This is a genomic window from Streptomyces sp. NPDC047982 (genome assembly GCF_043204165.1).
GTDB lineage: Bacteria > Actinomycetota > Actinomycetes > Streptomycetales > Streptomycetaceae > Streptomyces.
This window is the reverse complement of record NZ_JBIDBS010000027.1, coordinates 11,607-37,219: the sequence shown is the minus strand read 5'-3', so window position 1 is coordinate 37,219 and position 25,613 is coordinate 11,607. Positions and strand designations below refer to the sequence as shown.

16 protein-coding genes are annotated in these 25,613 nt (G+C 73.6%); 9 read left to right on the top strand and 7 right to left on the bottom strand.

The genetic code is table 11. The annotated features are described in order from the left end of the window. Positions 1 to 108 precede the first annotated feature (108 nt). The 4 genes from ACGF2V_RS27465 to ACGF2V_RS27450 form a co-directional block, all read right to left on the bottom strand. Positions 109 to 483, bottom strand: coding sequence for an RNA polymerase-binding protein RbpA (locus tag ACGF2V_RS27465; RefSeq protein ID WP_007262928.1), 375 nt, complete (start codon positions 481 to 483; stop codon positions 109 to 111). A gap of 265 nt (positions 484 to 748) precedes the next feature. After that, the gene (locus ACGF2V_RS27460; protein ID WP_392913432.1) at positions 749 to 2,179 is read right to left on the bottom strand and encodes an MFS transporter; all 1,431 of its coding nucleotides are present in this window, start codon (positions 2,177 to 2,179) and stop codon (positions 749 to 751) included. An 8-nt stretch (positions 2,180 to 2,187) separates the two neighbouring features. Next, on the bottom strand, positions 2,188 to 2,952 hold the full coding sequence (locus ACGF2V_RS27455; protein WP_362625503.1) for a glycerophosphodiester phosphodiesterase: 765 nt from the start codon (positions 2,950 to 2,952) through the stop codon (positions 2,188 to 2,190). Beyond that, entirely contained in the window at positions 2,949 to 3,761 is an 813-nt protein-coding gene (locus ACGF2V_RS27450; RefSeq protein ID WP_362710659.1) for a hypothetical protein, read from the bottom strand. Before ACGF2V_RS27450 ends, ACGF2V_RS27455 begins: the two co-directional genes overlap by 4 nt. Positions 3,762 to 3,862: 101 nt before the next feature. Here ACGF2V_RS27450 and ACGF2V_RS27445 point away from each other — a divergent pair, with 101 nt between their 5' ends. Beyond that, positions 3,863 to 5,362 carry a PLP-dependent aminotransferase family protein gene (locus ACGF2V_RS27445; RefSeq protein WP_362625507.1) on the top strand — a complete coding sequence of 500 codons (1,500 nt, stop codon included), beginning with the start codon at positions 3,863 to 3,865 and terminating at the stop codon, positions 5,360 to 5,362. Positions 5,363 to 5,477: 115 nt separating this feature from the next. On the opposite strand, the gene ACGF2V_RS27440 is transcribed toward ACGF2V_RS27445, so the two are convergent. Next, positions 5,478 to 7,148 carry a hypothetical protein gene (locus ACGF2V_RS27440; protein WP_392913427.1) on the bottom strand — a complete coding sequence of 557 codons (1,671 nt, stop codon included), beginning with the start codon at positions 7,146 to 7,148 and terminating at the stop codon, positions 5,478 to 5,480. 44 nt (positions 7,149 to 7,192) lie between these two features. Further along, positions 7,193 to 7,387, bottom strand: a complete 195-nt coding sequence (locus ACGF2V_RS27435) for a hypothetical protein (RefSeq protein ID WP_335937643.1) — start codon at positions 7,385 to 7,387, stop codon at positions 7,193 to 7,195. Between the two features lie 367 nt (positions 7,388 to 7,754). Here ACGF2V_RS27435 and ACGF2V_RS27430 point away from each other — a divergent pair, with 367 nt between their 5' ends. The 6 genes from ACGF2V_RS27430 to ACGF2V_RS27405 all read left to right on the top strand — a co-directional run bounded on the left by ACGF2V_RS27430 (position 7,755) and on the right by ACGF2V_RS27405 (position 21,298). Beyond that, on the top strand, positions 7,755 to 8,147 hold the full coding sequence (locus ACGF2V_RS27430) for an ankyrin repeat domain-containing protein (RefSeq protein ID WP_362625509.1): 393 nt from the start codon (positions 7,755 to 7,757) through the stop codon (positions 8,145 to 8,147). Between the two features lie 218 nt (positions 8,148 to 8,365). Next, complete coding sequence (locus tag ACGF2V_RS27425) at positions 8,366 to 9,784, top strand: HEAT repeat domain-containing protein (protein WP_362625510.1); 1,419 nt, start codon at positions 8,366 to 8,368, stop codon at positions 9,782 to 9,784. 122 nt (positions 9,785 to 9,906) lie between these two features. Beyond that, on the top strand, positions 9,907 to 13,602 hold the full coding sequence (locus tag ACGF2V_RS27420) for a hydantoinase B/oxoprolinase family protein (RefSeq protein ID WP_362710662.1): 3,696 nt from the start codon (positions 9,907 to 9,909) through the stop codon (positions 13,600 to 13,602). An 84-nt stretch (positions 13,603 to 13,686) separates the two neighbouring features. Continuing rightward, complete coding sequence (locus ACGF2V_RS27415; RefSeq protein ID WP_362625514.1) at positions 13,687 to 15,213, top strand: hypothetical protein; 1,527 nt, start codon at positions 13,687 to 13,689, stop codon at positions 15,211 to 15,213. A gap of 295 nt (positions 15,214 to 15,508) precedes the next feature. Then, positions 15,509 to 16,435 carry a hypothetical protein gene (locus ACGF2V_RS27410; RefSeq protein ID WP_362625516.1) on the top strand — a complete coding sequence of 309 codons (927 nt, stop codon included), beginning with the start codon at positions 15,509 to 15,511 and terminating at the stop codon, positions 16,433 to 16,435. Positions 16,436 to 16,561: 126 nt separating this feature from the next. Then, positions 16,562 to 21,298 carry a hypothetical protein gene (locus ACGF2V_RS27405; protein WP_362625518.1) on the top strand — a complete coding sequence of 1,579 codons (4,737 nt, stop codon included), beginning with the start codon at positions 16,562 to 16,564 and terminating at the stop codon, positions 21,296 to 21,298. 63 nt (positions 21,299 to 21,361) lie between these two features. On the opposite strand, the gene ACGF2V_RS27400 is transcribed toward ACGF2V_RS27405, so the two are convergent. Continuing rightward, positions 21,362 to 21,844: a hypothetical protein gene (locus tag ACGF2V_RS27400; RefSeq protein WP_392913421.1), complete on the bottom strand. Its 483-nt coding sequence runs from the start codon at positions 21,842 to 21,844 to the stop codon at positions 21,362 to 21,364. 403 nt (positions 21,845 to 22,247) lie between these two features. Here ACGF2V_RS27400 and ACGF2V_RS27395 point away from each other — a divergent pair, with 403 nt between their 5' ends. Together ACGF2V_RS27395 and ACGF2V_RS27390 are read left to right on the top strand one after the other, a co-directional pair. Next, positions 22,248 to 25,166 (top strand): nitrate- and nitrite sensing domain-containing protein, encoded by a 2,919-nt coding sequence (locus ACGF2V_RS27395; protein WP_362710664.1) that lies wholly within the window; start codon positions 22,248 to 22,250, stop codon positions 25,164 to 25,166. Continuing rightward, positions 25,163 to 25,606 carry a roadblock/LC7 domain-containing protein gene (locus ACGF2V_RS27390; protein WP_073790261.1) on the top strand — a complete coding sequence of 148 codons (444 nt, stop codon included), beginning with the start codon at positions 25,163 to 25,165 and terminating at the stop codon, positions 25,604 to 25,606. The genes ACGF2V_RS27395 and ACGF2V_RS27390 overlap by 4 nt, the downstream gene beginning before the upstream one ends. The last annotated feature ends 7 nt before the right edge of the window (positions 25,607 to 25,613 follow it).

The following is a 25,613-nucleotide window of genomic DNA, read 5'->3' as shown; positions in this document are numbered from 1 at the left end:
GTCCGGCCCCCCCGCCCCCCCCCCCCCCGCCGGCGGCCCCCGCCCCCCCCCCCCCCCCCCCCCCCCCCCCCCCCCCCCGCGGTTCTGTCGTACTGCGATGCCCTGCGGTCAGGCGGACTTCCGGCTGTCCCGCGGGTGCACGGCGATGTTCATGGCTCCGGAGCGCAGAACCGCCAGCCGCTCGGCCAGCACCTCTTCCAGCTCCTCGCGTGTGCGCCGCTCCATGAGCATGTCCCAGTGCGTGCGCGCGGGCTTGCCCTTCTTCTCTTCGGGGCCATCCCCGTCCACCAGGAGTGCCATGGCGCCGCACGCCTTGCACTCCCACTCCGGCGGAATTTCGGCCTCTACCGAGAACGGCATCTCGAATCGATGTCCGTTCTGGCATGCGTACTCCACCGCCTGGCGCGGGGCCAGATCGATGCCGCGGTCCGTCTCGTAGCTGGTAACCACGAGTCGCGTGCCGCGGAGAGCTCGCTCACTCATGAATCGTGCCTCCCGGGCTTGTCGCCCACAGGACAGGTGTCGCTGTCGTCGTCATCCGGTCAACGTCCGGTCGGCGGTAAAGATTCCCGTTGCCGGTCATGCGTCGCCCGTCGTGCCGCTGCTTCTTCAGGGTTGAGGTACCCGCCAATGCCCGGTTTGTCACATCTGGCGGAAGTTGTCACCCAACGGTTTTGCTTCTTCCACTCGCAGTAACGGTCCTCCGGGCAGGCCAAAGGCGTACACTACCGGCCTTTCACTTCAACGTCTAAATCCGTTCCGGAACAGGGTTCCCCGCTGCTGCCACGGCCCGGCGGATCGGCACTCTTGCGAGCAGTACGGAACCGATCACGAAAAAGATCACCAACGAGATGATCGCATCCCGATAGCTTCCGGTCATTTGATATGCGAGACCGAAGACCAGCGGTCCCAGCCAGCTCAGGCCGCGGTCGCTCATCTCGTACGCGGAGAAATACTCGGCCTCCTTGCCGTCCGGCACCAGATGCGAGAACAAGGAGCGCGACAGCGCCTGGCTGCCGCCGAGCACCATGCCGATCGCCGAGGCCAGCACGTAGAAGAAGAGAGGCGACTTCGCGGGCAGGACGTAGCCGGCGAGAAGGATCAGGGTCCAGACGGCGAGCGAGCCGAGGATCGTGCGCTTCGCGCCGAAGCGCCGCGCCAGCCGGCCCATTCCCAGTGCCCCCGCCACCGCGAGCACCTGGACGAGCAGCACGGCCGTGATCAGCGTCGTCTGGTCCAGGCCCAGTTCCTCGGAGCCGTACACCGATGCCTGGGAGATCACCGTCTGCACGCCGTCGTTGTAGACCAGGTACGCCAGCAGGAAGGAGAGCGTCAGGGGATGCCTGCGCATGTCGCGCAGGGTCGCGGCCAGTTGCCGCCACCCCGGGCCGGCCGTGCCCCCGCCGCCGCCCGGGCCCGCGCCGCCCGGCTTCGTCCGGCGGTCGCGCAGCCGCCGCAGGGGGACCAGGGTGAAGACGCCCCACCAGACACCGGCCGACGCGAGGCAGATGCGTATCGCGTCCGCCTCGGACAGGCCGAAGGACTCGTGGCCCGTGTACAGCACCAGGTCGAGGACGAGGACGAGCGCCCCCGAGGTGTAGCCGAACGCCCAGCCCCGCGAGGAGACCGCGTCCCGTTCGTCCGGTTCGGAGATCTGCGGCAGATAGGCGTTGTAGACCACCATCGACACCGAGAACGACGCGTTCGCCACGATGAGCAGGAACGCGCCCAGCAGATAGCGCTGACCGTCCAGGAAGAACATGCCGGTCGTGGCGACGGCCCCCACGTAGGCGGCGCCCGCGAGCAGCGGCTTCTTGCGGCCCGTGCGGTCCGCCGCGGCGCCCGCGATCGGCATCGCGATCACCGCGACCACGACGGACACCGAGACCGCGTAGGCGAAGAGCGACCCGGCGCGCACCGGTATGCCGAGCGGGTGCACGAAACCGTCGGCGTCGGCCGCCGCCTTCGCGACCGACGTCAGATAGGGGCCGAGGAACACCGTCAGGACGCTCGTCGAATAGACGGAACAGGCGAAGTCGTAGAAATACCAGCCGCGTTGTTCACGTACGCGGTCCGCGGCGTCCCCGTCGCGCCCCGATGCGCGTTCCACCGGCCCGGTGGTGTCCGTGGCTTCGGCGCTCAACCCGTTCCCCCTCGTCTCCCCGTGAGCCGCGCGCATGTCCGGCGTCAGGCCCAGGCCCCGCGTTCGCTCAGCACCGTGCGCAGCGTCTCGATGTGATCGGTCATGATGCCATCCACGCCGAGATCGAGGAGCGCGGCCATCCGCTCGGGCTCGTTCACCGTCCACACATGCACCTGGAGCCCGCGGGCGTGTGCCTCGCGCACGAAGCGCCGGTCGACGACCCTGACCCCGTTCTGGCTCTCGGGCACCTGCGCGCACACCGCGCCCGAGCGCAACGCCGCCGGGATGCCGAGGGAGCGCAGCCGCAGGCCCAGTACTCCGCGCACGCCGTAGGACGTGGCCAGTCGGGGTCCCGCGAGGCGGTGGGCCCGGGCCACCCGCGCCTCGGAGAACGAACCCACGCACACCCGGTCCCAGGCGTTCGTCCGGCGGATCAGCTCGATCAGTGGGACCAGCGCGGACCCCGCCTTGATGTCGACGTTCCAGCGCGCCTGCGGGAAGGTCTCCAGAAGTTCCTCGAACAACGGCAGCGGCTCGCGGCCGGCCACCCTGGCCCGCCGCACCTCGCTCCACGGCAGCTCGGCTATCCGGCCCCGGCTGTCCGTGACCCGGTCCAGGGTCGTGTCGTGGAAGGCCACCAGCCGGCCGTCCGCCGTGGTGTGCACATCGGTCTCGAAGTAGCGATACCCGGCGTCAGCGGCCCGGCGGAACGCGGCCGTCGTGTTCTCGATCCCGTCGGCGGCGCCGCCCCGGTGGGCGAAGGGGATCGTCGTCGGGTGGTCCAGGTAGGGATGGCGTACGGAGGTCACCGCGGCAGTATGGCCCCTCCCGGTGTCCGGCCGGTGACGCAGGTGCCGCGACCGGGAGGCCCGGACGCGACGGACGGGCCGCGGCCGGCGACCGGCGCCTCCCCGCCCGTCGGCCTGTCCTCGCCCGCCCGCCTGTCCCCGCCCGGCGGCCCGTCGGCCCCGGCCGTGGGCCCGTTCCCCGGAGCGTTCTTCCCGGCCCGTTCCCCGCCGACGGCGAAGAAGCGCAGGAAGAACTGGGCGAGCGGGCCGATGGCGAGGGCGTAGACGACCGTCCCGACGCCGAGGGAGCCGCCCAGCGCGAACCCGGTCACCACCACCGCGACCTCGATCAGGGTGCGCACGAGCCGGACCGAGCGGCCGGTGCGCCGGTGCAGACCGGTCATGAGCCCGTCGCGCGGACCCGGGCCGAAGCGCGCCGCGATGTACAGGCCGGTCGCGACCCCGTTGAGCACCACCCCCGCGACCATCAGCGCGACGCGGGCCGCGACGCCGTGCAGGGCGGGCACGAGCTCGAGCGTGCCGTCCATGGCGACGCCGACGACGAAGACGTTGGAGACGGTGCCGAGACCGGGGCGCTGCCGGATCGGTATCCACAGCAGCAGTACGACGGCGCCGACGACGATCGACACGATCCCTATGGAGAGCCCGGTGCGCTCCGAGAGCCCCTGGTGCAGCACCCCCCAAGGTTCGAGACCGAGACCGGCGCGGACCAGGAGCGCCGAACTCGCCCCGTACAGCGCGAGACCGGCGTACAGCTGGACCAGCCTTCGGGCGAGGTGCGCCCCGCGAGGGACGGAGATGGCGGACAAGAGTGCCCCCTGGTGTGGTGGGAGTGGACTGCCGCGTGTCACTCTGTGGCAGGGGTTGGACCACCAACTATGGCCAATCCGAGGAAGGTGGACTGATTTTCATGGCGCAATGGACTTCGGCGGTCGGTGCGACACAACTCGCCCGGCAGCTCCAGGCCCAGCGCACCCGGCCCGCCGGACCGGGCGCGCGCAAGCCGCCCGCCTATCGCGCGCTGGCCGACGGGGTGCGTCTGCTCGTCCTGGAGGGCCGGGTGCCGGTGGCCGCCCGGCTCCCCGCCGAACGCGAACTGGCGCTGGCCCTGTCCGTCAGCCGGACCACCGTCGCCGCCGCGTACGAGGCGCTGCGCACCGAGGGGTTCCTGGAGTCCCGTCGCGGGGCCGGCAGCTGGACCGCCGTGCCGGCCGGCAATCCGCTGCCCGCCCGCGGTCTGGAACCGCTGCCCCCGGAGTCGCTCGGCTCCATGATCGACCTGGGCTGCGCCTCGCTGCCCGCGCCCGAGCCGTGGCTGACCCGCGCGGTCCAGGGAGCCCTGGAGGAGCTGGCGCCGTACGCCCACACCCACGGCGACTACCCGGCGGGCCTGCCCGTGCTGCGGCAGATGATCGCCGACCGCTACACCGCTCTCGGCGTCGCGACCATGCCCGAGCAGATCATGGTCACCACCGGGGCGATGGGCGCGATCGACGCCATCTGCCATCTCTTCGCGGGGCGCGGGGAACGGATCGCGGTGGAGTCCCCGAGCTACGCCAACATCCTGCAGCTGATGCGGGAGGCGGGCGCCCGGCTGGTGCCGGTGGCGATGGAGGAGGGGCTCGGCGGCTGGGACATGAACCGCTGGCGGCAGGTGCTGCGCGAGGCGGCGCCGCGGCTCGCCTACGTCGTCGCCGACTTCCACAACCCCACCGGCGCGCTGGCCGACGAGGACCGGCGGCGCGCCCTGGTGGACGCGGCCCGTTCCGCCGGAACGGTCCTGGTCGTCGACGAGACCATGAACGAGCTGTACTTCGACCCCGGGGCACGGATGCCGCGCCGGGTCTGCGCCTTCGATCCGGCGGGCTCCACCGTGCTCACCGTCGGATCGGCGAGCAAGGCGTTCTGGGCCGGCATGCGGATCGGCTGGGTGCGTGCCGCGCCGGACGTGATCCGCAGCCTGGTGGCCGCCCGCGCCTACGCCGACATGGGGACGCCCGTCCTGGAGCAGCTGGCCGTCAACTGGCTGATGGGCACGGGCGGCTGGGAACAGGCGGTGGGGCTGCGGCGCGAACAGGCGCGGGAGAACCGGGACTCGCTCGTCGCCGCGCTCCGCCGGGAGCTGCCCGACTGGGAGTTCTCGGTGCCGGGCGGCGGGCTGACTCTGTGGGTGCGCACCGGCGGGCTCTCCGGTTCCCGGCTGGCGGTGGCGGGGGAGCGGGTCGGTGTGCGCGTGCCGTCCGGCCCGCGGTTCGGGGTCGACGGTGCCTTCGAGGGCTATGTGCGGCTGCCGTTCACGGTGTCGGGGCCGGTCGCGGACGAGGCGGCGGTGCGGCTCGCGGCGGCGGCGCGCCTGGTGGGCGCGGGAGCGGCCGGGGAGACCGAGACACCGCGGACGTTCGTGGCCTGAGGGCCGGGGCGGCCCGGGAGCCCGCCGGACCCGGTGCGCGGGTGCGAGCGGTAGAGGTGTCACCCGTACCGGGCGGACGGACCCGGCGCCGCTGCGCCGGCCCGTGCGGCGCCGCTCAGCCACGTGCCTGCGCGCCGTCGCCGGCCAGCGCGGCGGTCGGTGCGGGAGCTGCCGCAGGATCCTGGACGGCCGCTCCGACGGGCATGGCGGTCTCGACCGGTACGGCCGTCTCGACGGGCCCGGCCGGTTCGGTGACGGCCGGTCCGGAGGTTTCGTCCGCCGCCCGCAGGGCGGGCAGCAGCCCGAGGACCGCCCGCCGCTGGGTCTCGCCGGTCGCCTCGTCGTACGGATCGGGCGTGGCCGGGACCTGGAGGCGCAGCACCGGGCCGGCGCCCAGGCGCGCGTACCCCCGGCCCGGCGGGACGTCCGGTGCCGGGGTGGTGTGCGGCTCCGTGCCCAGCACCGCCTCGATCTGGTCGCGGCTGCACCGCCCGAGCACGACGCGGGCCCGGGTGTGGTTGCGTACGGTCTCCCCGAGGCCGTCCAGGTCGTCGAACTGGTCGGCCAGGACCACCGTGACGTTGGCCGCCCTGCCGTGCCGCAGCGGCAACTGGAGCAGCTCCCGGGGGTCGGGCCTGCCGTCGGTGGCCGCCAGATGGCCGAGGACGCCCGGCCGGTCCAGCAGGATCCAGAGCGGGCGCCGGACGTCGTCGGGCACGGGGTGGCCGGCCTGCCGGGCGCGGTTCGCGGTGATCAGCCGCCGCTCGGTCTCGTTGGCCGCCCACTCCAGGGTGGTCAGCGCGCCCGCCGGCCCGCATTCCACGGCCAGCACGCCGTCGCGTCCGGCCAGGCAGGCGTACTCGCCCGTCCCGTTGCCCTCGACGACCAGGACGTCGCCGTGCTGGAGCGCCTGGAGCGCGAGGGAGCGCAGCAGGGTCGTGACGCCGCTGCCGGGCTGTCCGACGACGAGCAGGTGCGGTTCGGTGGACCGGGCGCCGGTCCGCCAGACGACCGGAGGCGCGTCCCTGGTGGTGTCCCCGTCGGTCACGGGAACCGTGCGCGGGACGCAGTCGCCGTCGGTGAACCCCAGCACCGTCTCACCGGGCGCGGTGACGAAGCGCTGGGCGCCGATCGTGGTGGGCAGTGCGTCGAGCACGCTCATCACGAGCTGGTTGCCCTCCTCGTCCCAGACGAAGCGGTACTCGCGTCCGCGGCCGGACTTGGCGTGCAGCAGTTCCTCGATCCGCGCGCGGGAGGCGGCGTCGCCGTCGGTGAAATAGGCGGGGTACGAGATCCGCAGCCGGGTCGGGCGCCCGTCGCCGTCGAACGCGTGGTCCCGCAGGGCCTTCTGCCAGTCGCCGCCGTGGGCGTACAGGGGAGCGGGGTCGTCCGCCACGGAGAAGTACGGCACGAGCGCCTCGTACAGGGACCGCAGCCGTGCCGTCTCCGTCTCGTCCGGCCCGGTCCGCACGGGCGTCCGCTCCCGCCCCATCCAGGCGGCGGCGCCCATCACCGAGACCAGGGCGACGACCGATCCGTAAGGGAGGAGCGCGAGCCCGAACACGCAGGCCGCGACGGTGAACAGCACGGGGCCGCGCTTGTCCTTGGGCGTCGCGGCCCACTTGCGCCGGGCGGCGCCGGCCAGCAGCCGCAGACCACGGCTGATCGTGATCAGCGGCTGGAGGACGTCGGTGGCGTTGTCGGTGGCCGTGCGCGCGAACTCACGGCCACGGGTGAGCGAGACGCTGCCGCTGCTGAGGATGCGGGGGAGTGGTCGCCGGGCCACGTCGGTCTCCTGAACCTGAAAGGGGTGGAAGCGGTCGCGGAGGGTCAGAACTTGATCCCGCCGAGGAGGCTGGCGAGGCTCGCGCCCCCCGCGGTGATGCTCGGTGCGATGGCGGTGCCCGCCAGATAGAAGCCGAACAGGGCGGTGACGAGGGCGTGCGACGCCTTGAGGCCGTCCTTCCTGAAGAAGAGGAAGACGATGATGCCGAGAATGACGACGCCTGACATGGACAGGATCATGAGAGCTCTCCTGGTTCGGTGGGACGGTCACCATGAGTCCTTCCAGATTCACCAGAAGTATCTATGTGATGAAAGTCGCATTCGGGTGAAAAGTCAGTATTTTCACCCGAATGGCCGGTGCCGGGTGGTGGCCGGGACTGTCGGGACGCGTCCGCCGTCCGTCAGCCCGGGCGAGGCCGTGCGTGCGGGGGCGCGGCCGTGTGGCCCGTGTGCTCCGGGGTATGCGCGGGGCGGGATTCACGTCCCCGCGCACGGGCCGGGCCATCCGCCCGCCCGGGCAGTACTCTGTCGGTTCATTCGTGCGCCCCGGCGCACGCCTCAGCAGGTCAGCAGCGGTGCGAGCGGTTCATGGAAGGTGGTCCGAACGATGAGCGAAACCCCCGATCCCGAGGTGGTCGAGCTGGCGACGAAGGTGTTCGACCTGGCTCGCCGGGGTGAGACCGACACCCTCGCCGCCTACGTCGACGCGGGCGTGCCGGCCGACCTCACCAACGAACGGGGCGATTCGCTGCTGATGCTCGCCGCCTACCACGGACACGCCGCCGCGGTCACCGCCCTCGTCCGGCGCGGCGCCGACCCGGACCGGGCCAACGACCGCGGCCAGACGCCGCTCGCCGGAGCCGTCTTCAAGGGCGAGAACGAGGTGATCGAGGCGCTGCTCGCGGCGGGGGCCGATCCGGCGGCCGGGACACCCTCCGCCGTGGACACCGCGCGCATGTTCGGCAAGTCCGACCTGCTGGAACTCTTCGGCACCCGCTGACGGGGTACGCCGTAAATGTGGTCGCGGTGGCGAAATGGCTGGGTCATCATGACGTCGCGGGCCCGCTCAGGGCCGACGACGAGAGGCAGAGGAAGATGCTCTACACCAAGCGGAAGACGGCGGTCGGACGATCATGTTGCTGCGCGGCGTAGTGCCCCATCAGGCACGTGAAACTGCACAGTCCCGGTTGCGTCGACAGCTTGATGTGAGGCCCTCCCATGTTTGATCCGTCCATAGCGCCGAGCGGCACCCTGCTCGGCCTGCTGCAGAGAGGCCGCGGCGACGGCACACTCCACGCGCTCGCCGCATCGCGCCCCGAGGCCCTGGCGGCCCTCAACCACTGCGTCCTGAACGACCCCCGCCACGACTGGCAGGTGGAGAACCGCTCCCTCTACTACGCACGCCTGTATCTCGACCTCGACGGCGGCATCGAGGAGATCGAGCGGCACCTGTGCGATCCCGAGGACCACTTCGACACCGACGACGCGCGCACCGGCCTGGCCCTCGCCGTGCTCGGCCACCTCGCCTCGTACGGACGCGACGACGCCCTGGCCCTGCTGCGGCGCTACGCCGCGACCGGCGCCAACTGGGCCTGGGCGCTCGACGAGCTCGCGCTGCGCGACGACGACGCGGGGCTCCGCGCCCTCGCCGAACCCGTGCTCGGCCGCTTCCCGGCCACCGAGGACGGCGACGCCGGGCTCGCCGCCGCCGTACGCGACGCCTTCGAGCCGCGCCCCTGGCGGCTGTGGGCCGACGACCCGCGCGAAGCGATCGGCGCCAGGGTCAGGGCCGCCTCCGAACGGGGCTCCTTCGACCGCTGGCAGCGGCAGCTGCGGTCCGGCGGACCTCGCCCCGGCTGGAGCGTCCGCGCCGTCCTCGACTGGGCCCAGCAGGGACTCGAACGCGGCAGCTCACTGCACATTCCGGCCGCCCGCTGCCTCACCGCCGTCGCCGGACCCGAGGACCGCCCCACGATCCTCGACGCCGCCGGCAGCGGCCCTGAGGCCGCCCGCTGCGCCGCCCTCCACCACCTGGCCGAGGCCGCCGATCCGGCCGCCCTCGACCTGATCGAACGCGCCGCCGCCGACCCCTCGCACACCGTCGCCGACGCGGCGATCGCCGCCTTCGAGCGGATGTGCGGCGACGCGGCCGTGGAACGCGCCAGGGGCTGGGCCCGGCGACCGGACGCCCTGGGCGCCTCCGCGGCCGGAGTCCTCGCCTGCCGGGGCGGGGCGCAGGACGCCCCGCTGGTCCTCGGGGCGCTTCGCGAGGCGGTCCGGGGCGAGGGCCCGGACGCGCCACGCCTGTGGACCCTCGTCGACGGCGTCGGCCGGCTGGGCATCGCCTGCGCGGCGCCCGTACTGCGCCACGTCTACCGCGAGACGTCCTCCTCGCACCTGCGCGGCCGGGCGGCCCGGGCCCTGGCCGCCACCGACCCCTCCTTCGCCACCGGATTCGCCGTCGAATGCCTGTGGGACTGCGAGGAGACCACGCGCGAGCTCGCCGCACTGCACGCCGAGACCGGCGACATCAGGGTCGCCGAGCGGCTGCGCAGGCTCGCCGCCGACCCGGCCGAGGAGGCCGAGGTGCAGACGGCGGTACGCAGCAGGATCGGCCCCGACGCGCCCACGGCCTGACCCGCACGGCCGCCACCGCCCGTACCGGAGGGCCCTGCGCACCACGCGGTACGGGCGGCGTGCCGGACGGCCGAGGCCGCGCCGCCCTGTCCCTCGTCCGCGCCGCGCGCCAGTATGGGGGAATGACCGGACGCTGGGACTTCTGGATCGACCGTGGCGGAACGTTCACCGACGTCGTGGCCCGGGACCCCGACGGGCGCCTCGTCACCCGCAAACTGCTCTCCCACGACCCGGACCGCTACCGCGACGCCGCCGTGGCCGGAATCCGGGCCGTCCTCGGCCTCGGCCCCACCGACCCGGTGCCCGTGGACCGGGTCGGCACGGTCAGGATGGGCACCACGGTCGCCACCAACGCCCTGCTGGAACGGCGCGGCGAGCCGACCGTCCTCGTCATCACACGGGGCTTCCGGGACGCCCTGCGCATCGCCTACCAGAACAGGCCCCGGCTCTTCGACCGCCGCATCCTGCTGCCCGAGGCCGTCTACGACCGGGTGATCGAGGTCCCCGAGCGGATCGACGCCCGCGGCCGGGTCGTCACACCACTGGACCGGGACGCGGTGGCCGAGCGGCTGCGCGCCGCACGGGCCGACGGACTGCGCAGCGCGGCCGTCGTCCTGATGCACGGCTACCGCCACCCCGAACACGAGAAAGCCGTGGCAGCGCAGGCCCGCGCCGCGGGCTTCACCCAGGTCAGCTGCTCCCACGAGGTGAGCCCGCTGATCAAGCTCGTGCCGCGCGGCGACACCACCGTCGTCGACGCCTACCTCTCACCCGTCCTGCGCCGCTACGTCGACGGCATCGCCGCCGAACTCCCCGGCATCCGGCTGATGTTCATGCAGTCCAACGGCGGACTGCGCGAGGCATCCCACTTCCGCGGCAAGGACGCGGTGCTCTCCGGACCCGCCGGCGGCGTGGTCGGCATGGCCCGTACGTCCGAACAGGCCGGACACGACCGGGTCATCGGCTTCGACATGGGCGGCACCTCCACCGACGTGTCGCACTACGCGGGCGAGTTCGAGCGCGAACTCGGCACGCAGGTCGCCGGTGTACGCATGCGCGCCCCCATGATGAACATCCACACCGTCGCGGCCGGCGGCGGCTCGGTCCTGCACTTCGACGGCCGACGCCATCGCGTCGGCCCCGACTCGGCGGGCGCGGACCCCGGCCCCGCCTGCTACCGCCGCGGCGGGCCGCTGACCGTCACCGACGCCAACGTGATGCTCGGCCGCATCCAGCCCGCGCACTTCCCGGCCGTCTTCGGACCCGACGGCGACCTCCCGCTCGACGCGGACCTGGTCCGGCGGCGCTTCGAGACCCTCGCGCAGGAGGTGGCACACGCCACCGGAACGCGGCCCACGGCCGCCGAGGTCGCCGCCGGGTACCTGGAGATCGCCGTGCTGAGCATGGCGAACGCGGTCAAGAAGATCTCCGTGGAGCGCGGCCACGACATCACCCGCTACGCGCTGACCGGCTTCGGCGGCGCCGGGGGCCAGCACGTCTGCGCCGTCGCCGACGCCCTGGGCGTCGACACGGTCCTCGTACCGCCCCTGGCCGGGGTGCTGTCGGCGTACGGCATCGGACTCGCCGACGCCACCGCCATGCGCGAACAGTCCGTCGAGGCGGAACTCGACGAGAGGACCCGCACCGAGGCCGACGCGCTCTGCGACACCCTGGCCCGGCGCACGCGCGCCGAACTGCGCGCCGACGGCATCCCCGACGACGCGATCGGCACGCGCGCCCGGGTGCTCCTGCGCTACGCCGGCACGGACGCGAGCCTGCCCGTCGACCTGGACGACGCACCCGCCATGACCGAGGCGTTCACCGCCCGGCACCGCGCACGGTACGGCTTCACCATGGACAAGCCCCTCGTCGTCGAGGCGGTGTCGGTCGAGGCGACCGGAACGTCCGGACGGCACCGCCCCCGCCCGGCCGGACGCTCGGCCCGCCCGGGAGCAACCCCCCGGCCGCACGACATCGTGCGGATGTTCACCGAGGGCCGATGGCAGGACACCCCGCTCCACAGGCGCGAGGACCTGCGCACCGGCGCCACCGTCACCGGCCCCGCCGTGATCGCCGAGGCGGACGCCACCACCGTCGTCGACCCGGGCTGGCAGGCCGTCCTCGCGGGGACCGGCCATCTGCTGCTGACCCGGGCCCGCCCGCGCCCGGACCGCACGGCCGTCGGGACCCGCGTCGACCCCGTCATGCTGGAGATCTTCAACAACCTCTTCATGTCCATCGCCGAACAGATGGGCGTGCGCCTGGAGAACACCGCCCACTCCGTCAACATCAAGGAACGGCTCGACTTCTCCTGCGCGCTCTTCGACGCGGACGGCGACCTGATCGCCAACGCCCCGCACATCCCCGTCCACCTGGGCTCCATGGGGGAGTCCATCAAGGAGGTGCTGCGGCGCAACGCCGGCACGATGCGGCCCGGCGACGTGTACGCCATCAACGACCCGTACCACGGGGGCACCCACCTGCCCGACGTGACCGTGGTGACACCCGTGTTCGACGAGAGCGGGAACGCCGGCCCCGAGCTGCGCTTCCTGGTCGCCTCGCGCGGACACCACGCCGAGATCGGCGGCATCACCCCCGGCTCGATGCCCGCCTTCAGCCGCACGGTGGACGAGGAGGGCGTGCTGTTCGACAACTGGCTGCTGGTGCGCCACGGCCGGTTCCGCGAGGCGGAGACGCGCGAACTGCTCACCACCGCCGCCCATCCCTCCCGCGACCCGGACACCAACCTCGCCGACCTCCGCGCCCAGATCGCCGCGAACGAGAAGGGGATCGCCGAACTGCGGCGCATGGTCGACCGGTTCGGACCCGAGACCGTCGCCGCGTACATGCGGCACGTGAAGGACAACGCCGAGGAGTCCGTCCGCCGGATCGTCGCCGGACTGCGCGACGGCCACTGCCGGTACGAGACCGACAACGGGGCGGTCATCGAGGTCGCCCTCACCGTGGACCGGACCGCCCGCAGCGCCGTCGTCGACTTCACCGGCACCTCGCCGCAGCAGCCGGGGAACTTCAACGCCCCGAGATCCGTGGTCATGGCCGCGGTCCTGTACGTGTTCCGGACCCTGGTCGCCGACGACATCCCGCTCAACAGCGGCTGCCTCGCGCCCCTGGAGGTCAGGATCCCGGAGGGGTCCATGCTGGCCCCCGTGCACCCGGCGGCCACCGTCGCGGGAAACGTGGAGACCTCCCAGGCCGTCACCGGGGCCCTGTACGCGGCCCTCGGCGTCCAGGCCGAGGGCTCGGGCACCATGAACAACCTCACCTTCGGCAACGAACGCGTGCAGTACTACGAGACGGTGGCCAGCGGTTCCGGCGCCGGTGACGACTTCGACGGCGCCGACGCCGTCCAGACCCACATGACCAACTCCCGCCTCACCGACCCCGAGATCCTCGAATGGCGCTACCCCGTGCTGCTGGAGGACTTCCGGGTGCGCGACGGCAGCGGCGGCCGGGGACGGCGGCGCGGCGGCAACGGCGTGGAACGGCGCATCCGCTTCCTCGAACCCGTCACCGTGGCCCTGCTGTCCGGCCACCGCAGGGTCCCGCCGTACGGCATGGCCGGAGGCGAACCCGGCGCGCTGGGCGAACAGCACGTCGAGCGGGCGGACGGCCGGACGGTCACCCCGCTGCGCGGCTGCGACACGGCGGAGCTGGAACGGGGGGACGTCCTGGTGATCCGTACGCCGGGCGGCGGCGGATACGGCCCGCCGGGACCGGCTCCCGACGGACCCGGCGGCCGCGCCCGCCCCGAGGGCCGCGACCCGCGCGGCGGCGGGCCGTCCCGGGACCGGCCCTGAGACCACCGGCGTCCACCCCGCAGGTGACGGGGCGCGTCGGCGTCGTTTCGACCGCTGTCAGTGCGAGGACCTAATCTGTGCACCGTGACTTCGCCTGCCAACACGGACAACGCCGCGTCCCGGCCGGGCGCGGGGCCGCGGCCCGCGCCGGGCCCGGCCGCCGACGAGGGACTCGCGCGGCGGCTGCGCGCACTCGCCTGCACGGCGCCGCTGCACGACCTCGACGCGCGCAAGGCGAATCTGGCCGGCGAGTACACGGTCTACGCGATGGCCGAGGTCGCGCTCGCCGCGATCGACCTCGTCACCCTCAACATGGACTTCGACACGGGCGCCGACCACGACCAGATAGTGACCAGGCTCCTTCCCCGCATCGCCGCCCAGGCCCCCGACCGCCCGGCCGCCGAGCACGAGCGGGTCGCCCGCTGGGTGCTGGAGAACCTGATCAACGTGGGCAGCGTCGACCGCGGATTCCGCGCCGTGTACGGCACGTTCGGGGCCGACGGCCAGTACGTCCGCCGCGACTACGACTTCAAACTCATCGAAGAGGTTCCCGGGCACGGCGGCACCGTCTACCTCCGCACCACGGACGAAGCGGTCAACGTCCTGGTCGGCGCCCTCGACACGGACGTCACCAGCGCCCAGATCGCCGCCGAGGTGAAGCTGGAGGTCCTCATCAGCCGGGGCCGTCTCGCCGACGCCCAGCTCGCCGCCGAACAGGCCCGCTACCGCACCGTGCAGTACGCGGAGACCCTCCGCAAGACGCTGGAGGCGACCCGGCGCAACGTCCGGGCGGTCGACTGGCTCAACGCCGTCCCCGACATGATCGCCGAGGCGCTCGACCACGTCGCCGACCGCTACCGCCACGAGAACGCGATCCTCACCAACATCCGCCGGGCGCGCGACGAGGCCGAGGACCCCGAGCACAAGCGCCGCGCGGCCGAACTCGTCGACATAGTCAAGGACTGCATCCGCCGCCACACCCAGCTCCAGTCCCGCCTCCTGGAGGCCGGGCCCCTGTTCCGCGCCGAGCAGGACCGGCAGGCGTTCGCCGCACCCGCCGCCCGCGCCGGCCTCGATCTGTACGGCCAGCTCGTCGCCCCGCTGCTTCCGCTCCCCGTCGAGCAGGCCATCAGGGTCACGGACGCGTTCTTCGCCCACGGCACCGGGCTGCGCACGCCCGTGGCGGTCCGGGTGGACGACCTCGTCGGCATGCTGCTCACCCCGCCCCAGGAACGGGAACACCTGGGCGCCGAGATGCCGGAACCCGACCTGATCGCCACCCCGGACGACAGCAGGTTCAGCGAGGAACAGCTCGCGAGCGCCATGGAACTCCTCGATCTGGAACACGACGCGCCGCGCCGGCTGTCCGGACTCCTCGCCGAGGCCCGGCGTCGCGACCCCGAACTGCCCTACCTGGTAGCGCTGCTCGCGGTGCACGCCGCGAGCCCGCCCGTCGGCACCGCCTACCGGCAGGGCGAGGAACGCCTGTTGTTCTCCGTCGACGACGGCACGCCGCTGGAGGACCGGGAGTTCGGCGGTGCGGACCTGATAGTGGGCACGGCCCTCCTCGACGCGGCCGCGATGGCCGCGGACCGCTCGGAGGCGTCATGACCGGCGCTCCGTACGCACCGCCGGGGACGGCGACGGCCCGCCCCGGGCACACCGGTCACGGGTCCCGCCCCGACGCCGCCCGGATCCGGCGCGCGGACGGCGCAGCACCCCGGCGGGCGACGCGCCGCTCGGCCGGGCCGCCCGCGCGGCGCGCGACAGCGACCGCTCAGGAGGCGAGCCGCCCGCCGGCCGGACGGGCCCCGGCCGCACCGCCCGGGTCGGACGCCGCCGGACCCGGCCCGGTCCGACCCGTACCGAACAGTCACCAGAGTCACCGCAACGAGGAGCGACCGTCGTGAGCGACCACCACGCACAGCACGCCGACGCGTGGACCGAGCCGACCGCCGCGTACACCGCCGAGAGCACGGGACCGGCCGCCCCGGCCGGTCCCGCCCCCTCCCCCCTCACCCCGGCCGACGCGGCCGACGCGGCCCGGCTGGTCGCCTTCGGCCTCCAGCCCAAGCTGCTGCCCGCCCGCGACCTCGCCTACACCGACCTGCTCCGCCGCTACCGGGAGGAGCCCGGCTTCGCCCGCCTCGCCGACGCCGTCGCGACCGGCCTCGGCCTCGTCGTGCTGGAGGTGTCCCCGCGCGCCGGAATGGCCGTCACCGCCGCCGAGGACTCCGTGTTCGCCGTCCGCATGGGCGACTACGCCCGCCGCGCCTCGTCCGACTCCGCCGACCGCTTCCTGCACGGGCTCGCCCACCTCGCCGTCGCGGCGATGGCCTTCCCGCGCCCCGAGGACCTCGCCGACGACGCGTACATCGGCCGGATCACCGTCAACGGCGTCGACGCGTTCGTCCGCCAGGCATGCCGCCGCCTGGAGGAACGCGCCGAGGAGCAGGGCGACAACACCGACCCGGCCACCGGCGCGCCCGGGCTGGAGGCGGCCTGGCGGATCTACGCCCGGCGCAGCGCCACCGGAGCCACCAAGGACGCCCGGAGACTGGCCGGCTCCACGACCGGCATCGTCGGCAAGGCAGTCGCCTTCCTCACCGACTCCGGATTCCTCCAGCGCACGGGGGACGACGCCGGCGGCGCGTTCCGCACCACCGCCCGCTACCAGCTCCAGGTCCGCGACATGGCCGGCGGCGCCGCCATGGCCGAACTCCTGGAACTCGGCGTCGTACCGGTCACCGACGGATCGGCGACGCTGCTGCCGCCGCCCGACGGGGACGACCTGGAACTGGCCGCCGACGCCGGACTGCCCTTCCACGCCTGACCGGCACACCGCCACCCGGTACGCACCATCGGCCCCCGCCGCTGCCGGCCGTCCCTTCCCGTTCTTCGACGCCCCCTTTTCTCCCGACATCCCCTCCCGCTCCCTGAACGACGAGAGTCCGCCGAAATGTACGAGCTGTCCCGGATCCGCCTCTACTCCATCGGTCCGGCCGGCGCGCGCTACGCCGACACCGTGCTCGACCTGCGCGGAGTGGGCGAGCCCGTGCCCGACCCCGCCCCGGCCCAGGCGGAGTTCTTCGAGGAGGAGCCGGCCGGCCCGCCGCGCCGCCCCGCCCCCGCAGGGGTGCTGTTCCTGGAGAACGGCGGCGGCAAGTCCGTGCTGCTGAAGCTCATCTTCTCGGTGATGCTGCCCGGCCACCGCAACACCCTCGGCGGCGCCAGCTCCGGCGTGCTGCGCAAGTTCCTGCTCGCCGACGACTGCGGCCATGTCGCCCTGGAGTGGCAGCACACCCTCACCGGCGAATGCGTGGTGGTGGGCAAGGTCAGCGAGTGGCGAGGCCGCCAGGTCTCCAACGACCCGCGGAAGTTCGCCGAGGCGTGGTACTCCTTCCGCCCCGGTCCCGGCCTCGGCCTGGACTCCCTGCCGGTCGCCGAGTCCACCTCCGTGCACCGCCCCGCCGAGGGCGCCTCCGGCGCGAAGGGCCGACGGCGCACGATGAAGGGCTTCCGCGACGCCCTGATGGAGGCCGGCAAGTTCTACCAGCACCTCGACGTGCACTGGGAGGAGATCCACGACCGCTGGAACGAACACCTCGGGGACCTCGGCCTCGACCCCGAACTCTTCCGCTACCAGCGCGAGATGAACGCCGACGAGGGCGAGGCGGCGGGACTCTTCGCCGTCAAGAAGGACTCCGACTTCACCGACCTGCTGCTGCGGGCCGTCACCGACACCCGGGACACGGACGGTCTCGCCGACCTGGTGAGCGGCTTCGGCAACAAACTCGGCCGCCGCGCCGAACTGACCGCCGAACGCGACTTCACGGCGGGCTCGGTCGACCTGCTCGGACGGATCGTGGAGGCCACCGAATCCCGCGCCCGCGCCCGCGACATCCACGCGGGCGCCGAGCGCCGCACCCGCACGCTCGCCCGCAGGCTCTCCGCCCGCGCCGGCCAGGAACGCGGCCGCGCCGCCGAACTGGCCCAGCAGGTCACCTCCGCCGCGCACACCGTCACCACGGCCGAGGAGGCCCGCGGGCGCAACGCCCTCGTCGCCGCCGAACTCGCCTACCGGCACGCCTCGTTGGCGCTGACCGCGGCGGAGAAGGGCGCGGCCGCCCAGCGCCGCGAACTCGGTGACGCCCGCACCCTGCACTCCGCCTGGCAGGCCGCCGAGGCCGTCCTGCGCCACCGGGCCGCCGCCGACCGCTCCGCCCGGGTCGCCGCAGCCATCCGCGAGGCCGAACGGGACGCCGCACCGGCACTCGCCGCCCGCGCCCGGGCCGCCGCCGATCTCGTTCGGGCCCTGCACACCGCCGCCGAGGCCGGCGAAGCCCTGGCCAACGAGGAGGAGGCCCGCTCCGACGCCCTCCAGGCCGCGGGCGAGACCGCCCACCGCGACGCCACCAGCGCCGCGACCGAGGCGCAGCGGGCCCGCAGCGAAGCCGGACACCTGCGTCAGCGCCTCGCCGAGGTCGAGCAGGAGACGGCCGAGGCGGTACGGGCGGGCTGGCTGGACGACACCGCGCCGGACGCCGACCCGGCGCGCGCCGCCCTCGCCGCCAGCGACGCCGAACAGTCCGCCGTCGCCGCCTGGGACACGGCCAGACAAGCCGCCCGCTCGGCGGCCGAACGGGCCAGGGAGGCCGCGGCGGCCGAGAGCCGCGCCGAACTGGCCGCCGCGCGCGCCGCCGATGCCGCGCACGCCGCGGAACAGTCCTACGAGGCGGAGCGCAGGGCCGCCGAGTCGATCGCCGCGGCCCCCCGCCTGGCCGAACTGCTCGGCCTGCCCGCCGCGCAAGACGCCGGCGTACCCGGACCCCGGCGCGACGCGGACGGATCCGGACGCGACGCCGACGGCGCCGCCCGGCAAGACCGCCCGGCGCGCGAACGGCAGGGCGCGGATCAAGCCGCCGATCACGAACAGCCCCTCACCGTCGAGGAGTTCGACCGCGGCGCCGACCAGTTGCGGGAACTGCTCGACCAGTCCATCGCCTCCGCCGAACGCCGTCTCTTCGACCTGCGCACCGCCGCCGCCGACGACGCCCGGATCCTCGGCGCGCTCGGCGACGGCGGACTGCTGCCGCCCGGCCCCGACGTCCTGGCCACCGTCGAGTACCTCGGCGAGCACGGCATCCCGGCCCTGCCCGGCTGGCGCTACCTCGCCCAGGCCGTCGACCCGGCCGACCACGCGTCCGTGCTCGTCGCCCGGCCCGAACTCGTCGACGGCGTCGTCATCACCGACCCCGACTCGCACGCCCGCGCACGCGAGGTCCTGAGCGGCGCCGCCCTGCTGCCCCGCTCCGCCGTCGCCGTGGGCACCGCCGCAGCGCTGCTCGCCCCCCTCCCCGCCCCCGGCTCGGCCACGGACACGGAAGGCGTGTTCCTCGTCCCGCCGAACCCGGCGATGCACGACGAACACGCGGCGGACGAGGAGCGGCAGGCCCTCCGAGCCAGGGCCGCCGCCCGTGACGAGGACATCCGCGCTCTCGCCGCCCGTCTCACCGCCGACCGCTCCCTCGCCGCGCGCATCGGCTCCTGGCGAGCCGACTGCCCGCCCGGCATGCTCGCCGAGCTCGCCGAGGCCGCGCAGACCGCCCGCACCGCCGCCGAGACGGCGGAGGCCGAGCTCGCCGAGGCCCGCACGGCGCGCGCCGAGGCCGACGAGGCAGCCGCGGACACCGCCCGCGTGCGCGACGAACGCCAGGAGGTCGCCCAGCGCGCCCGCCGCGCCGCCGACGCCCTCGCGGGACTCGCGTCCCGGCTGCGCGAACGGGCCGCCTGGCAGGCGAAGCTGCGCGAACTCACCGACGAGGCCGCCGAGTCGGAGGCCCGCGCCACGGTCTGTCTGGAACGGGCCCGTGCCGCCGACGAGGACCGCAGGGCCGCCCAGCGCGCCGCCGACGACGCCCGGCGCACGGCCCGCGCGCTGCGTGCCGAGCGCGCCGAGATCGCGGGCGCCCCCGAACACCTCCCGGAGCCGGCGGACGACGCCCCACGGCCCGCCCTCCCCGCGCTGCGTGAGGCGTACCGGGCCGCGTCGCAGCTGTACGAGAAGGTGGGCGTCGGCGCCGACCTGCGGGCCGAGCAGGCCCGGGCGGAGGGCGACGAGAGCGCCGCCCTCGCCGAGCTCGACCGGCTCACCAACAAGGTCCGCACCCGGGCCGCCCAGCTCCTCGAAAGCACCGACGGCGCCGACGGTCCGTCCCGGCAGGCCGCCGCGGCCCGCGCCGAATCCCTGGTCCAGCTCCTGGAGACCAGGGCCTCCGCCGCGAGCGAGCAGCTCGGCCGGCTGCGCGGCGAGGCCGAGCGTCTGGCCCCGGCCGATGGCGAGCCCCACCACACCGAACTCCCCGACGAACTGGTCCCCACCGACGCCGATCTGGCCCAGACCCTCCTGCGCATCGCCACGGCCGAACTGGCCGCCGCCACCGCGACCCTGGACACGGCCCGCGCCGCCCACACCGAACTGCTGCACGCGCACCGCACCGCCGAGGAGTCGGCGGGCGGCTTCGACGAGACCGCGGCACTTTTGCGGGACCTTCTGCGGGACCACGGCGCGCAGGACGACGCCGAGGCCCCCGAGCCGTACCCGGGCAGCCTCGACGAGGCGCGGCGCTCGGCCACCGAGGCCCGCCGTTCGCTGCGCGGCTGCGCCGCCGACCTGTCGGCCGCGGAGAGCGCCGTCCGGGAGGCGAGCGACGTCCTCGTGCGGCACGCCAACTCCGCCCGGTACGAGCAGGTCCGTACCCCCGCCCGTCAGCAGATCCGGGAGCTGCCGGCCGCGGTACTGCCCGAGCACGCGGAGAAGTGGGCGGCCGCCTTCGCGCCGAGGCTCCGGGTCCTCACCGACGAGCTGGTCCAGTTGGAGCGCAACCGCGACTCCATCGTGGACCGGCTGCGCGGGCTCGTGGAGTCCTCGTTGACCACCCTGCGCTCCGCCCAGCGGCTCTCCCGGCTGCCTGAAGGACTGGGGGAGTGGTCGGGCCAGGAGTTCCTCCGGATCCGCTTCGAGGAACCCGATCAGGCGACCCTGACCGAACGGCTCGGCGAGGTCGTCGACGAGGCCACCCGCGCCGCGCTCAGGAAGAATTCCGACCTGCGCAGGGACGGCATGTCCCTCCTGCTGCGCGGTGTGCAGGCGGCGCTGGAGCCCAAGGGCGTCGCCGTGGAGATCCTCAAGCCGGACGCGGTGCTGCGTGCCGAACGGGTCCCGGTCGGGCAGATGGGCGACGTGTTCTCCGGCGGGCAGCTGCTCACCGCCGCCATCGCGCTGTACTGCACGATGGCCGCCCTGCGCAGCAACGACCGGGGCCAGGACCGGCTCCAGCACCGGCATGCGGGCACGCTCTTCCTGGACAACCCCATCGGCCGCGCCAACGCCACCTATCTGCTGGAGCTCCAGCGCGCGGTGTCCGACGCCCTCGGTGTGCAGCTGCTCTACACCACGGGGTTGTTCGACACCACGGCGCTCGCCGAGTTCCCGCTGGTCATCCGGTTGCGCAATGACGCGGACCTGCGGGCCGGGCTGAAGTACATCAGCGTGGAGGAGCACCTTCGCCCGGGCCTGCCGCAGCCGGACCCCAACGGTGGGAAGGTGCACGGCGAGATCACCGCCACCCGCATGTTCAAGCGCACCGCCACGGCACCGGCCGGCACCGCCGCCTCGGCCCCGTCCGGGGCGTAGACGCCACGCGTCCCGGCCCGTGGGCCCGTCCTGCCTCCCCGGGGGCGGACGGGCCCCGGCCGTTCAGGCCCGCGAGAGGTCGCCAGCGCCCCGGCGGCGTATGCGTGCTTCCTCCCGCCGGGCGGCCCGCGCGGCCCGGCGCGCGCTGCGGCGCTCGCGGCGCAACTGGCGTGCCGAACTGCTCGGCACGGACACCACACCGTGACGCTGGTTCCAGACCTGTCGGGTGACCCAGACGTCCAGCACCGCCCATGTCGCGATCACGGTGCTGCCCACACTGCTCAGCACCATCGGGAAGGCCAGCCAGGATTCCGCCAGCGTGCACAGGAAGGCGACCACGGCCTGGATGATCGTCAACGACATGATGAGCACGGCACGCACGGCGGCCGTGCGGACGGAGTCGGGCATCCGCCAACGGGCGGCCGGCTCCTCCACCCAGAGCTGCCGGCGCTGCTGACGCGGGATCTGCGCGCCGGGAGTGGCCGCCGAGGCCGTTCTCGCGGCCGGTGCCGACGGGCCCCGGCCCCGGCGATCTTGCGTATCCAAGGACTCTCAACTCCCCACCGATGTCCGACTTCAGGGGTTCTGCCCGGTATGAACCGTTTCTACGCGGGCGGATCGGACCGTCCTGTCCCGAGTGCTCCCGTTGTTTCCCCTGCCCCGTACAGGGAGACGAGTGACAGGGTGGGAAAATTCCCTCGATCCGTCATCGAGCGAAAAAATCCAGCCAACTGCCCTCCCTGACAGTGTGATGCCTTCGCGGGGCTCTTCTGCCGCTTTCGCGAAATTCTCGGTCCGGAATACCGGGAAAACTCGTGATCAACGCCAGGGTTGCGGCTGAAAAACATCCCAGACATCCCTTCGAGTTGTCTCCTCGTCGGTAGTAGGCTCGCGCCGTTTGTTGACGGAACACGACCCCTCGCCCCGTGGGGTCGGGCTGGGGGAGGCCGTGCGCTTTCGCGGAAAGTCCATCCGCAGGAAGATCGTGGCGCTGCTGCTGGTGCCGCTCCTCTCCCTCACAGGACTTTGGGGTTTCGCGACATTCCTGACGGGACGTGAAGCCGGCCGTCTGCTGCGCGCGAGCACCGTCGTGGAAAAGGTCGGGCAGCCTCTGGAGGACACGGTCCGCGCCCTCCAGGACGAGCGCCGTCAGACCCTCGTCCTCCTCGCCGACCCCAGGACCTCCGACGCACTGTCGGTGCTGCGGCGCCAGCGCGAGGCCACCGACCGCGCCCTGAACGACGTCGGGAACAGTGCGCGGAGCGAGGACGTACGCGACGCGCTGCGGATGGAGGACGAAACCCGGCTGAACTCCCTTCTCGGTACGGTCGAGGGACTCGGCGCGCTCCGTGAATCCGTCGACCGGCGCACCATCGGCCGTTCGAAGGCGATGGAGTTCTACGGACGTCTCATCGACCCCTGTCACCGCTTTCTGACCGGTCTTCGCACGATGGAGAACGTGTCGATGGACAAGCAGGTCCGTGCGCTGGTCGGTATCTCACGCGCGCGCGAAATGCTCTCCCGCGAAGACGCGCTGGTGGCCTCGTCGCTCATCGCCGGGCGGATCACCGCCGCCGAACTGCGCGAGGTATCCGATCTCGTCGCCAACCGGGGACTGCTCTACGAGATCAATGGCGAGATGCTCCCTTCGGCGGAACGCCGGCGCCTGGCGCGCTACTGGTCGAGCCCGGACAGCGAAGCGCTGAGAACCGCGGAGAAGGCACTCCTCGACGCCGGTCCCACCCACGACCCGCGCGTGGTCGACGCCGAACGCTGGCAGGAGGTGGCCACGCCGGTCCTGGACCGGCTGGCCGCCGACTCCGCCGCGATGAACGACCGCTTCCAGGAACGGGGCAAGCCCGCCGGCTACAGCGTCCTGATCAAGGCGGGGGTGGCCGGTGTCCTCGGCTTTCTGGCCCTGCTGGCCTCGGTGTTCGTCTCCGTGCGTATCGGCCGCGAGCTCATCCGCGACCTCTCCCGGCTCCGCAAGGACGCCCACGAGGTCTCCGGTGTCCGGCTGCCGAGCGTGATGCGCCGACTCGCCGCCGGCGAACAGATCGACGTCGAGACCGAGGCACCGCGTCTCCAGTACGAACGGGACGAGATCGGCCAGGTCGGGCAGGCGCTCAACACCCTGCAGCGCGCCGCGGTCGAAGCCGCCGTCAAGCAGGCCGACATGCGGCGCGGCGTGTCCGAGGTCTTCGTCAATCTCGCCCGCCGCAACCAGGTGCTGCTGCACCGGCAACTGACGCTGCTGGACGCCATGGAGCGCCGCACCGAGGACACCGACGAACTCGCGGACCTGTTCCGCCTCGACCACCTGACCACACGCATGCGCCGCCATGCCGAGGGCCTGGTGATCCTCTCCGGTGCCGCCCCCTCCCGTCAGTGGCGCAAGCCGATCCAGCTCATGGACGTCGTACGTGCGGCGGTCGCCGAGGTCGAGGACTACGAGCGGATCGAGGTCCGCCGGCTGCCCCGCATCGGTGTGAGCGGCCCCGCCGTGGCCGACCTCACCCACCTGATCGCCGAACTCCTGGAGAACGCCACCGTGTTCTCGCCCCCGCACACCGCGGTCCAGGTGCTGGGCGAACGCGTCTCCAACGGCTTCACGCTCGAAATCCACGACCGCGGCCTCGGCATGGCCCCCGACGCCCTCCTCGACGCGAACCTGCGGCTCGCCGAGACCCCCGAGTTCGAGCTGTCCGACACCGACCGGCTCGGCCTCTTCGTGGTGAGCCGCCTCGCCCAGCGCCAGAACGTCCGTGTGTCGCTGCAGACCTCCCCGTACGGCGGCACGACCGCGGTCGTCTTCATCCCGGGGGCGCTGCTCACCGACGCCCCAAAGACGCATGGCACCGGCTTCCGCCTCGACCGGAGGTCCCAGAAGACGATCGCGGGCACGAGGACATCCGGCCGCCAGGGGCCGGGCGGCGGCAAGGACCGGGCGGACGGCGCGGCCGACCGCCGTACCACCGGCAGATCGCCGGGACTCGTTCCCGTGCCCGCGGGCATCGCGGACCCCCTCCTCCTGGACGGGCCGGTAGAGCTCGAAGGCCCGGTGGAGACGATGGGCTTCGAGAACGACCCCCTGCTCGACCCGGTGCTGAGCGGCGCGGCCGACCTCGACGACACCGACGACGAACGCGGTGGCATCTTCCGGGCACGTGACCTCGGGCGCGACCACGACCGCGAACAGTACGGGCAGGCGTCCGGCCGATCCGGCGACGCCGCGAGCGGCGCGCGGGCGGGGCACCCCGCCGGACCGGTGCCGCTGCCCCGCCGCAAACCGCCGACCCTGGTCGCCGACAACGGGCGCCGGGTCGACGAGGCGGGGCGCGCCCACCCCCTCACCGCCGCGCACGGCTCCTCGCCCCGCCCGCCCGGGAACAGCGGCCCGGTCACCGGGACACCGGTCGTCAAGAGCCCGGCCGCGGACGGCGCGACCAGGCCCTCCGCCGGCGCACCGTGGCCCGCCGCGGCCGAGGCCGACACATCCGCCACGCCGCGCGACAACACCACCGGACCCCGGGGGCCCGCGGGCCCCCGGACACCCGCCGAGCCCGCACCGCCCGAGCGTGAGAGCACGACGGCCCCCCGGCCGCCCCGCGAGACGGTGGGCGGCCTGCCCCGCCGTATCCGGCAGGCGAGCCTCGCCCCGCAACTGCGCGAGGTGACCGGCGGCCGCGACACCGAGCCGGACCGGAACGCACCGGCACGGGACTTCGAGCGCGACGCGGACGAGGTGCGCGACCGCATGGCCTCGCTCCAGCGCGGCTGGCAGCGCGGCCGCCGGCAGAACGCCGAGGACGTGACCGGTCCCGGTGACACAGCACGAGGAACCACTTCCGAAGGGGACGGTCGATGACCGCACCGAACGCCGTAGCAACCACCACCGAACGCCGGGGCTCCGGCCGGCTCAACTGGCTCCTGGACGAACTCGTCGGACGCGTCGCCAGCATCCGCAAGGCACTGGTGCTCTCCAGTGACGGCCTCGCCACCGGCACGTCCGAGGAATTGACCCGCGAGGACAGCGAACACCTGGCGGCCGTGGCCTCCGGCTTCCACAGCCTCGCCAAGGGCGTCGGCCGCCACTTCGACGCGGGCGGGGTGCGCCAGACCGTCGTCGAACTCGACGAGGCGTTCCTCTTCGTCACGGCGGCGGGAGACGGCAGCTGCCTCGCCGTGCTGGCCGACGCCGACTCCGACGTCGGCCTGGTGGCGTACGAGATGACGCTGATGGTCAAGCGCGTCGGCGCGCATCTGGCCAACGCGCCCCGGACGACCGGTCAGACCGCCGGGGGGTGAGCGGACG